Origin of the sequence: Prevotella pectinovora (assembly GCF_041323955.1) — a bacterium.
GTDB lineage: Bacteria > Bacteroidota > Bacteroidia > Bacteroidales > Bacteroidaceae > Prevotella > Prevotella pectinovora.
This window is the reverse complement of sequence record NZ_JBGLIV010000001.1, coordinates 1,837,768-1,853,665: the sequence shown is the minus strand read 5'-3', so window position 1 is coordinate 1,853,665 and position 15,898 is coordinate 1,837,768. Positions and strand designations below refer to the sequence as shown.

The following is a 15,898-nucleotide window of genomic DNA, read 5'->3' as shown; positions in this document are numbered from 1 at the left end:
CTCGTTGCAAAGTTACTGATTATTTATCATATATCACTGTTTTTCAATGCTTTTTGCTAAAAGAAAGACCTATCAGGCATTGTTTTCTGCTAAAAGATAGACCTATCGAGTGTTGTTTTCTGCTAAAAGAAAGACCTATCAAGCGCTGTTTTCTGCTAAAAGATAGACCAATCAAGCATTGTTTTCTGCTAAAAGATAGACCTATCGGGCATTGTTTTCTTCAAAATCTTTGATTCTCGGAAATCAGGGACTACTCTTAGATTTGGCTATTTCATAAGCTGAAGATGCCATATAATACTAAAATCAAACAAATAGGCTGGATTTTAAGAAATCAAGGTCATTTCTTTGATTTTGCAAAATAAAAGCATTAACTTTGCACAGTTAACATTAAGCTCTAAAGCAGCCAAAGCGCGAATTCAACAAGCATGTGCTTGGATAGACTTATATCCGAACACTTGTTGCTATCTCCATAAAGGTTCTTTTTCCCATCCTTGTGGAAAGCCCATGGCATGTAAATCAATATTGGGATAATCTGCAAACAATCTGAGTAGAGAGCTTTTTAAATCCATACAAGGAGTTATAGTTTGCTCCATATATAATAAGGTGCATAACTGATGGTAAAGTTTGATAGGCTTTTGGGTTGGAGCAATCCAAGAAAGTGGAAGCCGATTTGGCAATTGTGGCTTCAAGGCAAAACGCCTGTTCCATATACGGGCATGGTGAGCACAACAATTGCGAAGCACGGTTATACACCTTATCCAACTTTCCAAGTAAGTGTATTGAGGTAGTCCAAACTCTCTTGCCACTTGCTTTTTGAGACGATTATCCTTGAACAGACAAAATAATTTGGAAAGCGTACCAAACGAAACGACCTCCAATGTTTTCCACACAGGAGGGAGAGAAGGGAAAGTATATTTCTCGGAATGCTCCTTGATGAAATCTTCATTTGAACGAGACACCTCTTTCTTGATATTGTCAAGGCAGCCTTCATAAAAGTCTGCATTCTTGAACAATGATGCATCCATAAACCAAAATGCGCCATGCTCCATAGAGAATATCTGAATCATTTTGGTCCGAAGAGAAATCTCTATATCTTGAATTGCCTTGAATATAAGTTGACGAAGTTCTTTGTCAAAGAGATAAAGGTCGATGGCTTGTTCAAATGTACTACCCAGTTTATAATGATGAAACTGTCTGTCTTCCTCCATATATCGTAGGTAACTGGCAATACGAAAATAACTGATATTGCGAAGCTGCAATTTGGCAATTGCAATATCTTCTATCACCAGCCCTCTGTTCTGGAGCAAGGCAACCTGTTCATCTACGTTTATCGGTTGTTTGTCGTAATCCATATACCCTTTATAAAAAGCGAAGTCCCACCGTGGTACGCATCGTTGAGAGGCGTGGTGGGATTTGTTGCTGCAAAAATACTCTTTTTTATTGGACACTCCAAATATTTTTCTTCAAAATCTGCTTGTCAAATATGGATTTTAACGTAAAAAGTTCCAATTTCCAAGGTTTTCTCCTTGTAAGCTATGCGAGATTTAGAAAAATATCGTATCTTTGTCCCCGAATTAAGGCGTTCTTTGCATATTGCAAAATACAGAAACGAGCAGAAGTCCGCTCGTTTCCATATTGTTACCTATATTATAAAGGCAAACGCCTAACTTCCTGATATTCAACCAAAGTCCAATTTAGTATGAGTTAGATTCGTTACCATAATTATGGCACAGATGAATCTTACCCCATTGGACGATGTGCTTGACAAGCACTTTGGAAAAGTTGGACCATAGATTTAGGCGTGGCTGGAAAAGTGGCCTTGTGGTAAAAGCTGCAAGGCGAAGTAAAAAACCGCAAGGCTGCAAGCAGTGATTGAACGCTGCATCCAGCCGGCTGGCGACCGTCTTGTGTGGGATTATCTGAAGAGGTCGTCAAGTGTCAATACGGATACGAAAAGGTCGGAATATTCGTTCTTCGCCAGTTCCGTGCCGCCGATATATGTGAGGTGGAAGGTGTCAATATTTTGCAAATTCCTGCAAAAAACAACGTTTATTCCGCTACGAAGGGTGTGAAATGAGGGTTGGCGGCGGAATAAACGGCGTTTTAACACGATTTTAACATAAGGGTACCATTGGGGTTTCCTTGGATTTAGGCATTTACCCGTCTCCAGATATGATATTCTGACAACAAATATCCGCCCCTGCGATTTCAGACAAAAACCGGGATAACCCCAAGGCGGATTACTCTGCTACTGAATTCAGTCAATCACTTTAGCCCCTCTCGTTCTCAAACCCATCCTAGCCTTCCCCAAGGGAAGGAACAGGTTACTCTGCTTTGTCAAAAACTTCAGCAAATCAATTCAGCCAATGAACATCAGCCCCCACCTAGCCTCCCCCGAAGGGGAGGGACAGTTACTATTGCTGTTGATAAGCGATTGATAATCAGATAACTGCAAATGATAATCAGATAACTGCAAATGATAATCAGATAACTATCATGTGGCCAATGGTATCTGTCCCTCCCCTTCGGGGGAGGTTAGGTGGGGGCTGAAATCTGTATGCGAAGTCACTTGTTCCTTCCCTTTGGGAAGGTTAGGATGGGTTTGAGGTTAGGTGGGGGCTGAAATCTGTATGCGAAGTAACTTGTTCCTTCCCTTTGGGAAGGTTAGGATGGGTTTGAGGTTAGGTGGGGGCTGATGTCGATATGCTGAGTAACAATTTTTATTTAAAGACAAAAACCAAGATAAACCACAAGAGCGCCCTACATGTTTCCCTCTATGATCTTCACTATGCGGTCGTCGGTAGACAGCATCCAGTTCAGGTCGGCAGGCTGCCGCAACCGTCCGTCGCGGGCATTTAGATATGGCGAGTTGGCGGCGCGGAACACGAAGCGGCTGATTTCCTCGTCGGTATAGTTCTGTCGGAGCCTGACGAGCCTCTTGCGCCTCTCGCCGTTTACCACCCTGATGGGGCGCAGCCTGCTGTTCGTGGATGTCAGCACACTGTTCCAGTAGTTGCTGAAATATGCCAGAAAGCTCTCGATGCGCGCTTCTTTGCCGCCTGCTGCCGATGGTGTACTTCCTTTACTGTGCGAACTGGTAGTATTGACACAACCGCCATCTTTGTTAGCTGCTGATGCCTCTGCATTCTCTTTAGTAGCCGCTTCTTTCGTTCCAGAGCCCTTGTCACAGTCGTTTTCGCCCTTATCACAGTCGTTTCTTCCCTTGTCAGGAGAGTCAGAAGCTTTGTTTTCTGAGGTTTTCAGACTACTGTCATTCTCTCCGCCATTGTCTTCAGCGAGAGAATTTCTCTTCTCTTCTGCTCTTTCTTTTTCTTTATCTTTTTCTTTTAGGGGGTGCAGGGGGAGATTTTCTTTTTCTTTCTTTTGTGCATAAACCATCGCAGAAGTGCCTGTATATGGGCGTTCTGAAGCTGTCGTACAGTCGTTTCCGCCCTCTTCAACGTCCTCCTCGCTATCCTCCTCACCGGCATCAGCCGGCATGTCGCTGGGGTTGAGAGACAGGCGTCCGTCGTTGAAGCAGAAGAGGTGGTAGTCCTCCGCCACGCTTTTCACCAGTTGCTCGTCCACACGGAAGTCGAATGCCAACACCTTGTAGTCGTCTATTGCATATTCGCACCTGTCAGACTCGGCAATCTTCTCCATCAGCATGTGATACACGGCATAGCCCTCAATACCGTGGTCCATGCGCAGTTTCAGTATGCGGTCATCGTTGCGTGATGCCGCGATGGGGTAGGAGCGTACAGCTTTTCTGCCTCTCCTCGATCTTGTCTTTCGCTCTCTTGCGATTCTCGTTGTGGTGTTTCTCATGGAATTTATTTTTTATATTACATAGAATGTTCAGATTACCGTTTTGTGGGTAGAATACTACATTGAATGGTCAGATGGCCGTTTAGTGTATTATCGTAATGTTTCCGTTTACCTGTATGGATAATTTCACGCAAAAGTATCGAAAAGGAAAATTCCGATGTCCAGTTTCATACGGTTATGGTATCTTGATTGATGTTATGATGTTGTTCTGCCACTGACATCAGCCCCCTCTTGTTCTCAAACCCATCCTAACCTTCCCCAAGGGCAACCCATCCTAACCTTCCCCAAGGGAAGGAACAAGTTACCCTGCTTTGTCAAAGACTTCTTCAGCCAATGACATCAGCCCCCACCTAGCCTCCCCCGTAGGATAACCCATCCTAGCCTTCCCCAAGGGAAGGAACAGGTTACCCTGCCAATGAACTTCGGCCCCCTCTCGTTCTCCCCCGTTGGGGAGATGCAGGTTACTCTTGTTTTGTCAAAGACTTCTTCAGTCAATGAACTCCAGCCCCCTCTCGTTCTCCCCCGAAGGGGAGATGCAGGTTACTCCGAATTGTTAAAGACAGGTTGATGCAGGTTAGTCCGAATTATTAAAGACAGATGGATGCAGGTTACTCTGGTTAATGACAAATGTTTGATAATAAGACATCTATAGATAACAATTATATAGCCAATGGTATCTGTCCCTCCCCTACGGGGGAGGCTAGGTGGGGGCTGAAGTTGGAAAGCGGTTCATATATATCATGACAAGTTACTCCGACAATGATTCCTGCCAATCACTTCAGCCCCCTCTCGTTCTCAAACCCATCCTAACCTTCCCCAAGGGAAGGAACAAGTTACCCTGCCAATGAACTTCAGCCCCCTCTCGGTCTCCCCCGTAGGGGAGATGCAGGTTAGTCCGAATTGTCAAAGACTGGTGGATATAAGTTACTCCGAATTGTCAAAGATAGATTGGTGCAGGTTAAAGACTTGTTGGTGCTGGTTACTCTTGTTGATGTGTCAAACGTTTCATTTCATAGGGATTTTTGTGCAGTTTTGGGCACGGTGCTTGCCCACTTGGGGCAAGCACGTTTCCCTACATGGGCAAGCACGTTGCCCCACTTGGGCACGTTTGCTGCACGGATGTTGCCCATTTGTCCCCAATATGGCAGACTCCGTCTGGGCTTAAGCAGAATCCTGCTTGTCCACTTGTTTGCGACGAACCAAGAGTATCTGTCCCTCCCCGTTGGATAACCCATCCTAGCCTTCCCCAAGGGAAGGGACAAGTTACTTTGGCGACTGATTTCAGTCAATCACATTAGCCCCCTCTCGTTCTCCCCCGTAGGGGAGAAGCTAGTTACCATTGTTAATGATAAACCACTGACAATCTAATAGCTACAGACAATAATCAAAAGTCAATGGTATCTGTCCCTCCCCTACGGGGGAGGCTAGGTGGGGGCTGATATGATTGGCTGAAATCAGTTGCAGAGTTACTTGTTCCTTCCCTTGGGGAACGTCAGGATGGGTTGCCCTTTGGGAAGGTTAGGATGGGTTTGAGGTTAGGTGGGGGCTGTTGTCGATATGCTGAGTAACAATAGCGATACCGCCAGGAAAAGGGAGTGCCCCAGCACTCGCAAATCCCAATAAATCAACCCCAAATCCAAGAATCATTAGCTCAATAATATCAAAAAAATCCGTGAAAGACCAATCCGTGTCAAGTCCGTGCTATCCGTGTTTCTTTTTTGATTTGTGTCCACGCCGAAGGCTGGGGACACACAACGACAACACGGAATAAATTAATCTGTGAGAAATAAGGTATAAATTAATCCGTGAGAAATGGTGTCCATCAGCCTTCGGCGATGTCCACCGGTCTAAAATGAAACACGGATATCACCGATGCACACGGATAAATCATCACTGATCATTTTAGACCTGTTTTTTTGATTTAATTTGGGATTTTCTATGGATTCGCGAGTGCCACAGGCGCTCCCTTTCCCTTAGTCAATAGCATCATTAATACTTCACTGTTGTGTCTACATATTCCTTTGTGCAGTCCCCCAAAATGCAGTCCTTATATAGTCGCGTTTTGGTAAATTCATGCGCGAAATTTACAAAACAGGTGATTTTGTAAGAAATTGGCCATTTTTTGTAAATTATATCCTACTGACTTTATCCGGAAATCGCTTACTTTGCAGGCGAAAACAATGCCTTTAGTGGCCTAACAATGCCTTTAGTGGCCTAACAATGCCTTTATTGGCATAACACAAAAACATGTTTAATAATTAAAACCCAACTGATTATGAAAAAACTAAACCGTAACCAACAGTCAGTCATCCCGCGGCTCCTTGAGAGATATCCAAGAGGCGGAGCCTGGATGCGCATGTTCTTCATGCTTGTGATAATGATGATGTCGTCAGCGTTTGCGATGGCGCAAGAAACGTATGGCATCAAGATTGCCGGAGAGGATATTACGGGCTACAACCGTTATGACCTCACCGAAATCAGCGGAGTGAGCGGCAAGGTGTCTTTCGATCCGAACACAAGAACCCTGACGCTCGACAACGCCACTATTGAGGCAAATGACTATAACGCCATCTTGAACGAAACCTGCGACTACCTTTCGATAGAGTTGATCGGCACAAACACCATTTATGTTACTGGCGCGGCTGGCATAAAGTTGAAAGAGGAGACGACAATTTGGAGCAACAGCGGCGGAAAACTCAGCGTAAAGAGCGACGGATGCGCCTTGCTCTTCGGCGGTTGTCCTCTCGAAATCAGCAACTGCTGGTTGGAGGCAGAGGGCGCATGGGGCATATCCGCAAACAACAATGTGGCAGAAGAGGTGCTCACCATCCGCAACTCTCACGTGGAAGCCAAGGGCTCTACGGGCTCCATCTGCGATATCGCCAACCTCGTGCTTGAGGGATGCTCCATCACACAACCCGATGGTGCTGTGTTCGATGCAAAGAATAATGCTGTGGTATTGAATGGTGAGATGGTAACCGACAAGGTGGTGATTGTGCCAAGCTATGGCGTTCAGATTGCCGGCGTGGATGTGACGTCCCTAAACTGCAAGGACCTCAGCGTCATTGACGGTGTGGATGGAAAGATGAGCTACGATCCCGAGACTAACACCCTTACTATGGAGGATGTTACTATTAATGTATCCTATATCAATGGAATTGTGAATAGATCTGTAGAGGGCATGAAGATTAAGTTAGTTGGCAATAACACTATTACGACAAATGAAGCATGCATTACGATATTGCAACCATCAACCATTAGTGGTTCTGGAACTTTAAGATTGAAGAGCAGTGATAATTGTGGATTATATTTGCCCTCTTCGCTCACAGTTGAAGGCGTCACGATATATGCGGAAGGAGAATGGGGGATTGCCGGACAAGAATTTCAGACATCTGGTAATGTGCTCACTATTTGCAACGCATACGTTGAGGCAACTGGCAGCTCAGGCTCAATCTGCGACCTCCAGAACCTCGTGCTTGACGGCTGCACCATCACCCAGCCCACTGGTGCTGCCTTCGATGCAAATGTGCACGGCGTTGCGCTCAACGGCGAGTTAGTCACCGACAAGGTGGTGATTGAGCCAGACAGCTATGGCTTCAACATTGCCGGCGAGAATGTGACAAAAAAGAACTGCAAGGACCTCAGCGTCATTGACGGTGTGGATGGAAAGATAAGCTATGATCCCGAGACTAAGACCCTTACTATGGAGGATGTTACTATTAATACACCCGGCAATGGAATTTGGAATAAATATGTAGAGGGCTTGAAGATTGTGGTAGTCGGCAATAACATTATTACGTCACAGACAGCATGCATTTCGATTCAAAAAACATCCACCATTAGTGGTTCTGGAACTCTCAGACTGAAGACCCCTTATGATTGTGGATTATATCTGCACACTTCGCTTTCTGTTGAAGGCGTCAAGCTATATGTGGAAGGAAAATATGGTGTAGCAGGAGTTGATGGCAAGATTGGTGAGATACTGACCTTGCGCAACGCATACGTTGAGGCAACTGGCAGGGAGGGTTCTGTCTGCGACCTTCAAAACCTCATTCTTGACGGATGCACCATCACCCAGCCTGAGGGCGCAGCCTTCGACGGAGCCTTGCACGCCGTTGCTCTCAACGGCGAGGTGGTCACGGACAAAGTGGTGATTGAGCCAGACGCCAGCGGCATTAGCGACATCACAACCGACGTTCCTGCCCACGCAAAGGGTATCTATAGCGTGACGGGCGTGAAGCAGACCCTGCAATGGAACGAACTTCCTGCCGGCATCTACATCGTGGACGGCGTGAAGAGAGTGAAGAAATAGAAAGGTGTGTCATAACTTCATTATTATCAGCCCCCCAACCGGTGATTGTGCCGGTTGGGGGGCGTTACTTTTCTATAACGGGCAACCCATCCTAACCTCAAACCCATCCTAACCTCAAACCCATCCTAGCCTCAAACCCATCCTAGCCTCAAACCCATCCTAACCTCAAACCCATCCTAGCCTTCCCCAAGGGAAGGGACAAGTTACTCTGCTTACCGACTTCAGCCCCCACCTAGCCTCAAACCCATCCTAACCTTCCCAAAGGGAAGGGACAGGTTACTATGCTTACCGACTTCAGCCCCCACCTAACCTCAAACCCATCCTAACCTTCCCAAAGGGAAGGAACAAGTTACTTCGCATACAGATTTCAGCCCCCACCTAACCTCCCCCGAAGGGGAGGGACAGATACCATTGGCCACATGATAGTTATCTGATTATCATTTGCAGTTATCTGATTATCAATCGTTTATCAATAGTAATAGTAACTGTCCCTCCCCTACTGGGGAGGCTAGGTGGGGGCTGATGTGATTGGGTGAAGTCAGTTGCAGAGTAATTAGTTCCTTCCCTTTGGGAAGGTTAGGATGGGTTATCCTTTGGGAAGTTCAGGATGGGTTATCCTTTGGGAAGGTCAGGATGGGTTATCCTTTGGGAAGGTTAGGATGGGTTTAAGGTTAGGATGGCTTTTAGATTAGTATGGGTTTGATGTCTGTATGGATTAAACTTAATCTTTGTCTTTTCAACTATTTTGTTTACTTTTGCATTCCGATAATTCTATATACATACACACCATATTATATATAAATACAGACGCACTATGCGAAACGATAAACTCCTACCCATGATAGTGACCCTCGTGTCACTCCTGCTCACTATGATGCTTCCGGCAGAGGCACGCAACAACGGTTCGGCAAAGATACCATATCCCGGAGGCAAGCATTATATGTACAGACTCACGCTCACCGACAAGCGGCCATCGATTCACATGATGAGCAATCCACTGTCGTTCCTCTCGGCAAAGGCACTGGAGAGACGCCGCCGACAGGGAATCAGCGTGGACACGCTCGATGTGCCCGTGGCGCAGCAGTATGTGGACGAGGTGGAGAAGCTGCCAGGGATGAAGGTGGTGAGCCGCAGCCGCTGGAGCAACACCATTGTGGTGCGTACGAAGGACGGCGAAGCCACCGGGCGTCTCTCCCAGTTGCCCTTCGTCAGCGATGTCAGGATGGTGTGGGTGTCGCCGGATTCCATCGTGCCTACACCGCCGCGCCCCAAATACCACACCGAGATAGAGCAGCGCGATACCTCGATACACGCTTCCCACGGAGTGGCGCAGCCGCAGCTGGAGATGGTGGGCGGAGTGAAGCTCCATGAGAGGGGATTCCGCGGACAGGGAATGACGATTGCAGTGATGGATGCCGGTTTTCTGAATGCCGACCTCATTCCGGCGTTCAGGGATATAAACCTCGTAGGCTATGCCGACTTTGTGGTGCCACAGTCGCGCAGCATCTTTGCCGAGATGGAGCATGGCGCCAACGTGCTCTCCATCCTGGCGATAAACAAACCGGGGGTGTATGTGGGAGCCGCCCCTGATGCCGCCTATTGGCTGCTGCGCTGCGAAGACCAGCAGTCGGAGCAGCCAGTGGAAGAGGACTACTGGGCTGCGGCGGCAGAGTTTGCCGACAGTGCGGGAGTCGACGTGATAAGCTGTTCGCTTGGTTTCAACATCTACGACAAGCCCTTCACCAACTATTACTCCTACTGGCAGCAGGACGGCAGGACGGCACTCATCTCGCGTATGGCGTCGACGGTGGCGAGCCGCGGCATGGTGCTCGTGAACAGTGCCGGCAACAACGGTCAGGACCCATGGAAGAAGATCGGGTTCCCTGCCGACGCCCGTGATATGCTGTGTGTGGGAGCCGTCACTCCGGAGCTCCGCAACGCCTCGTTCAGCAGCGTGGGACCCTCTGCCGACGGCAGGGTGAAGCCCGACGTGATGGCGCAGGGCAGTCCGACGAACATACTCTCGGAGCGCGGCACACTGACGTCGGTGATGGGAACCTCCTTCTCCTGTCCCATCGTGGCAGGTCTCACGGCATGTCTGTGGCAGGAGCACCGCGAGATGACGGCGCTGCAGATAATAGACCTCGTGCGCAGTCTCGGCGACAACTTCAGCCATCCCGACAATGTGTATGGATATGGCGTGCCGGATTTCTCGAAATGAGGTCCCGCTGGAGGTTGGATTCGTCTTGGGGCGTGTAGGGTAGTAGCACTGTTTGCTGATTTATCAATAAACATTTTGCCCGCTTATTTGTCATCTGATACCGCCAAGAAATGGAGTGTCCCGGCACTCGCAAATCCAAATAGATCCATAACCCAAATCCAAGATTCATTGGCCATATAATATAAAAAAAGAAATCCGTGAAAGACTAATCCGTGTAAAGTCCGTGGTATCCGTGTTTTTTTTTGATTTGTGTCCACGCCGAAGGCTGGGGACACAACGACAACACGGAAAAAATATATCAGTGATAATATGGTGTCCATCAGCCTTCGGCGATGTCCACCGGTCTAAAATGAAACACGGATATCACCGATGCACACGGATAAATCATCACGGATCATTTTAGACCTGTATTCTTTGGATTTACTTTGGGATTTAAGTGGATTCGCGAGTGCCGGGGCACTCCCTTTTCCTGTCGATATGGAAAAAATAGAGTGATGACCATTTTAATATATTCGTAAACAAATAATCAAGTAATTTTTAGGATTGTTTAGATTTTTTCATTACATTTGCCGACGCAAGCAAGAACAGACATCATAACAGACCATTTGCCGAAGAGGATGCCATGCGTACGGATGCCTATAGACACCATATCCACACTGGCATACACAGAGGCGGAGCCATGCGGACAGAGGTGTGGCAAGTAAAATGAAAACTAATTCTTTAAAACGATACTATTTATGAAAAGAACAAGATTCTCTCTTCTCGTCGCACTCATCGCGATGAGTCTTTCTGCTACGGCACAGACCGCTAGCCAAGTACTCCGAAGTCTTACATTCGATGCCCCCAAGGCACTCTATCACCCTAAGGGAAACTCTGCAAACATGAGGCAAACTCCAAGCACCAAAGCAAGGAAAGTGGCAGTATACAAAAGCTACGACCAGGGTTGGTGGCTGCCCAACGCACAAATCGTTGCCGACGAGGGCGACAACCCTGACTGGGTGGAGGCCAATGTGGAAGGTAAAACCGTTTACATGAGCAAGTCTGTGATGACAAAAGTGGTGCCGGAGCCGTTTATGGTGAACAAATGTCAGAACACGCCATATGTATGGACGACAACCGACGACCCCGACGCCACGGCAGGATGGATGGCACAGGCCATGAGCTGGCGCATAGGTAAGGTGAAAGGACAGTCGGGACTCTACGTTGCCGAGGTTACCGACTACGACGGTGCCACATCGCTGCGCCTGGGAAAGATGGTGGACAACGTTCTCGTGTTCAAATACAAAGTGTTCTTTGCAGGCGGCTCCGATTATGAGCGACTCGAAGGCGTAGGGAAATGGGTGGCAGAGAAGGAAGCCTGCCAGGACTTCCCATACAACGGAGCCAAGGTGTGCTACTTCAGATGGAGCAACGACATGCTCTATAAGGCAGATATTGACTTCGAAGACGGCGGAGGCATGATATATGAGACCCTCGATCTGACAAAGCTCACCGAGCCGATGGTATACACTATCTTCAAAGACGAGATAGATAACGGAAGGATAAACTACTTCTATCTTACATCCTTTAACTTCACCGGCAAATGGGGACGCACATTCATGTAGGCACAGCCAACCGCCGCAACGCCTTAGCCCTGCTCCTCCTTGCCCTCGCTATGCTGTTCAATACGGCAGTGCTCAAAGTGGCACTTCCCGGCACTCAACGGCAAGAAACCCATAGGCTGCAAATAGCGCCACCCGTACAAGGCAGACAGGATACACTCTTCTGAAAAGAGAAAATCCAGACGAACGCTGATGACCGATCAGTGATAATCTCAGTCCTCGCCCCCGGCACGATATGACCGGAGGCGGGGATTTTTTTTTTTATTCCGGGCGGATGGAAAGAGAAAAATCTGTAACTTTGCAGAAATACACACATATACCAGATATGCACTACACACTCTTTGAACTCAACAACCTCGTGAGGCAGACCATCGAACAGACCCTCTCGGAGGAATACTGGGTGGAAGCCGAGCTGAGCGAGGCACGCCAGGTGAACGGCCACTGCTATATGGAACTCGTGGAGAAAGACGACCTCCACAACACCCCCGTGGCTAAGGCATCGGCAAAATGCTGGCGCGGCACGTGGAGCAGGATCCTGCCCAAGTTCATGACCGTGACGGGAGCACAGCCAAGGGCAGGCATGAAGGTGCTGATGAAGGTGTATCCGCAGTTTCATGAAGCCTACGGGTTCTCATGGATAGTGACCGACATCGACCCCACATACACCCTCGGCGACATGGCGCGCCGCCGCCAGGAGATAGTGAGGCGGCTGAAAGAAGAAGGGGTGTTCGACCTCAACAAACAGCTCCCCCTGCCGCTCTTCGCCCAGCGCATCGCCGTGGTGTCGAGCCAGACGGCGGCAGGACTCGGCGACTTCTGCCATCAGCTCACACACAACGGATATGGCTTCGCCTTCACCATAGAACTCTTCACTGCCACGATGCAGGGCGAGGGAGTGGAGCAGAGCGTAGTGGCAGCCCTCAACGATATCTACGGCAGGGCAGACCAGTTCGATTGCGTGGTGATAATCCGTGGCGGAGGAGCCACAAGCGACCTCTCCGGCTTCGACTCGCTGATGCTCGCCGAGAATATCGCCAACTTCCCCCTGCCCGTGATAACTGGAATCGGACACGACCGCGACGAGACCGTTGCCGACATGGTGGCACACACCAGGGTGAAGACGCCGACGGCAGCCGCCGCACTGCTCATCGACAATCTGAAAGCCGTTGCCGACCGCATCGACACGGCGGCACGCCGCATCCATGACAACACCCGGCTGCTGATGCAGCGCGAGACGCAGCGGCTCGACCGCATCACGCATCTCATACCCACATATCTCTCGCTCGTCACCACACGGCAGACGTCGCGTCTCGACACCCTCTCCTCGCGCCTCGCCACGGCAGCCACTGCGGCAGTGGAGCGGCAGAGCGTGAGGCTGCAGATGGCAGAAGGACGTATCCGGCCGGCAGTAGACCGCCGCATGACGGCGGAGCGCCACAGGATGGAGATGATGAGTCAGCGCCTTGCCGCCCTCGACCCCCAGCTGCTGCTCAGCCGAGGATATTCGATAACGACGCACAACGGCAAGGCGGTGACCGACAGCAGCCAGCTCTCTCCCGGCGACGTGGTGGAGACGAGGCTCGCAAATGGTAGGGTGGAGGCGAAGACAGTGGCGGTATACCCATCCTAGCCTTCCCCAAGGGCAACCCATCCTAACCTTCCCCAAGGGAAGGAACAGGTTACTCTGGATACTGCCATCAGCCCCCACCTATCCTCCCCCGTAGGATAACCCATCCTAGCCTTCCCCAAGGGAAGGGACAAGTTACTTTGGCGACTGATTTCAGTCAATCACATTAGCCCCCTCTCGTTCTCCCCCGTAGGGGAGAAGCTGGTTACCATTGTTAATGATAAACCACTGACAATCTAGTAGCTACAGACAATAATCAAAAGCCAATGGCATCTGTCCCTCCCCTACGGGGGAGGCTAGGTGGGGGCTGATGTCATTGGCTGAACAAGTCTTTGACAAAGCAGGGTAACTTGTTCCTTCCCTTGGGGAAGGTTAGGATGGGTTTGAGAACGAGAGGGGGCTGAAGTGATTGGCAGAACTCATTGTCAGAGTAACGAACTCGTCTGGAAGCAGCGAGCACCATAGTGCTCCAAATCCTTCAGAATCCAAACAGAATCCAAGATTCATTGGCAAAATAATATCAAAGAAAAATAATCCGTGAAGACCAATCTGTGTAAAGTCTGTGATATCCGTGTTTTTTTTCTTTGATTTGTCCACGCCGAAGGTCGTGGACACCACGTCAAAAAGATTGATATCCATTAGATCATAGTATCCATCAGCCCAACAAAAATAATAGTCATTTATAAATAAAAAAACATCATGTCAGAGAAGAAATTCAACTACGAAGAAGCTGTCACCCAGCTCGAAACAATAGTTCGCAAGATGGAAAGCGGAGAACTCGACATCGACTCCCTCTGCGACCAGCTCAAGACTGCCAAGCAACTGATAGAGAAATGCAAGGCGAAGCTCCAGAAGACCGACGCCGAGATAAAGAAACTGCTCGACGAATGACAGTGGGCACCGCTCCGTATGTTCAGCCGACAGCCCCCTGTACCCGTTGCAGTCAGTATATCAGATTCGCATCCATCTGCCTTAGCGTTTATCTGCCTACAGTACCCGTCCCCGTTGCATTCCACAATCAGCCGGCCCTGATGCCCGATATTGATGCAAAACGGCAATTCTGTGCCCTTTAGCGAGGGTGATTTTGCAGAAAAAAAGAAATTCCCTCGATTTTTATTGCAGAGAATGAATATTCTTACTAAATTTGCGGCAGATTAACTTTAAAACGATTACAATATGAAAGATTTGGATTGGTCTAATTTAGGCTTTGGTTACAGAAAGACAGACTATAACGTGCGTTGCTACTATCGCGACGGCAAGTGGGGCGAGATTGAAGTCTGCTCCAGCGAATACGTTAATCTGCATATGGCAGCTACCTGTCTGCACTACGGACAGGAGGCATTCGAGGGACTCAAGGCATTCCGCTGCCCGGACGGTAAGGTGCGCGTGTTCCGCATGGACGAGAACGCAGCCCGTCTGCAGTCTACATGCCGCGGTATCATGATGCCTGAGGTATCAACAGAGCTCTTCGAGGAGATGGTGGCAAAGGTGGTACGCCTCAACCAGGAGTACATCCCAACATACGAGAGCGGAGCATCGCTCTATATCCGTCCGCTGCTCATCGGAACAAGTGCCCAGGTAGGTGTTCACCCTGCAACAGAGTATGTGTTCATCATCTTCGTCACACCGGTAGGTCCATACTTCAAGGGCGGTTTCTCTACCAACCCATACGTCATCGTACGCGAGTACGACCGTTCAGCTCCTCTCGGCACCGGTAAGTACAAGGTGGGTGGAAACTATGCAGCTTCTATGCAGGCCAACCATCTGGCACACGAGAAGGGCTACGCTTGTGAGTTCTATCTCGACGCCAAGGAGAAGAAATACATGGACGAGTGTGGTGCTGCCAACTTCTTCGGTATCAAGAACAACACCTACGTTACTCCTAAGTCAACATCTATCCTCCCTTCAATCACCAACAAGAGCCTCATGCAGCTCGCTGAGGACTTCGGTCTGAAGGTAGAGCGTCGCCCTATCCCGGAAGAGGAGCTGGAGACCTTCGAGGAGGCAGGAGCATGCGGAACAGCAGCCGTTATCAGCCCTATCTCTTATATCGACGACCTCGACACCGGCAAGCGCTACACATTCAGCAAGGATGGCAAGCCAGGTCCTATCTCACACAAGCTCTACACACATCTGCGCAACATCCAGTATGGTATCGAGCCTGACACACACGGATGGACTAAGGTGATTATCGACTAATACGCTGATAGATTCTATTAACAATAAGTGAATAGGTGTTCAGAATTAATTTATCGTCAGTATAATTAATCTTGAACACCTATTTGCGATATATATACTATATGCCGGTA

At 48.8% G+C, this 15,898-nt stretch carries 10 protein-coding genes; 7 read left to right on the top strand and 3 right to left on the bottom strand.

Features of this window, described 5'->3' with window-relative positions:
• Positions 1–461 precede the first annotated feature (461 nt).
• A complete protein-coding gene (locus ACDC99_RS07420) occupies positions 462–1,352 on the bottom strand; it encodes an Abi family protein (protein ID WP_044073767.1) in 891 nt (296 codons plus the stop codon).
• 1,408 nt (positions 1,353–2,760) lie between these two features.
• On the bottom strand, positions 2,761–3,828 hold the full coding sequence (locus ACDC99_RS07415) for a Lin1244/Lin1753 domain-containing protein (protein WP_370756447.1): 1,068 nt from the start codon (positions 3,826–3,828) through the stop codon (positions 2,761–2,763).
• Between the two features lie 2,275 nt (positions 3,829–6,103).
• On the opposite strand from ACDC99_RS07415, the gene ACDC99_RS07410 reads away from it, so the two are divergent.
• The 5 genes from ACDC99_RS07410 to xseA all read left to right on the top strand — a co-directional run bounded on the left by ACDC99_RS07410 (position 6,104) and on the right by xseA (position 13,592).
• Positions 6,104–8,140: a hypothetical protein gene (locus tag ACDC99_RS07410; RefSeq protein ID WP_370756446.1), complete on the top strand. Its 2,037-nt coding sequence runs from the start codon at positions 6,104–6,106 to the stop codon at positions 8,138–8,140.
• An 814-nt stretch (positions 8,141–8,954) separates the two neighbouring features.
• The gene (locus ACDC99_RS07405) at positions 8,955–10,361 is read left to right on the top strand and encodes a S8 family serine peptidase (protein WP_370756444.1); all 1,407 of its coding nucleotides are present in this window, start codon (positions 8,955–8,957) and stop codon (positions 10,359–10,361) included.
• A gap of 737 nt (positions 10,362–11,098) precedes the next feature.
• A complete protein-coding gene (locus tag ACDC99_RS07400; RefSeq protein ID WP_303222777.1) occupies positions 11,099–11,965 on the top strand; it encodes a hypothetical protein in 867 nt (288 codons plus the stop codon).
• Positions 11,944–12,129: a hypothetical protein gene (locus ACDC99_RS07395; protein WP_044074133.1), complete on the top strand. Its 186-nt coding sequence runs from the start codon at positions 11,944–11,946 to the stop codon at positions 12,127–12,129. The genes ACDC99_RS07400 and ACDC99_RS07395 overlap by 22 nt, the downstream gene beginning before the upstream one ends.
• 158 nt (positions 12,130–12,287) lie before the next feature.
• On the top strand, positions 12,288–13,592 hold the full coding sequence (gene xseA / locus ACDC99_RS07390; protein ID WP_370756442.1) for an exodeoxyribonuclease VII large subunit: 1,305 nt from the start codon (positions 12,288–12,290) through the stop codon (positions 13,590–13,592).
• Between the two features lie 369 nt (positions 13,593–13,961).
• Here the strand turns inward: xseA and ACDC99_RS07385 are convergent, their stop codons facing one another.
• Entirely contained in the window at positions 13,962–14,228 is a 267-nt protein-coding gene (locus tag ACDC99_RS07385; protein ID WP_156132567.1) for a hypothetical protein, read from the bottom strand.
• Between the two features lie 60 nt (positions 14,229–14,288).
• Here ACDC99_RS07385 and xseB point away from each other — a divergent pair, with 60 nt between their 5' ends.
• Both xseB and ACDC99_RS07375 read left to right on the top strand, forming a co-directional pair.
• The gene (gene xseB / locus ACDC99_RS07380) at positions 14,289–14,480 is read left to right on the top strand and encodes an exodeoxyribonuclease VII small subunit (RefSeq protein ID WP_022316289.1); all 192 of its coding nucleotides are present in this window, start codon (positions 14,289–14,291) and stop codon (positions 14,478–14,480) included.
• Between the two features lie 285 nt (positions 14,481–14,765).
• A complete protein-coding gene (locus ACDC99_RS07375; protein ID WP_022316288.1) occupies positions 14,766–15,788 on the top strand; it encodes a branched-chain amino acid aminotransferase in 1,023 nt (340 codons plus the stop codon).
• Positions 15,789–15,898 lie beyond the last annotated feature (110 nt).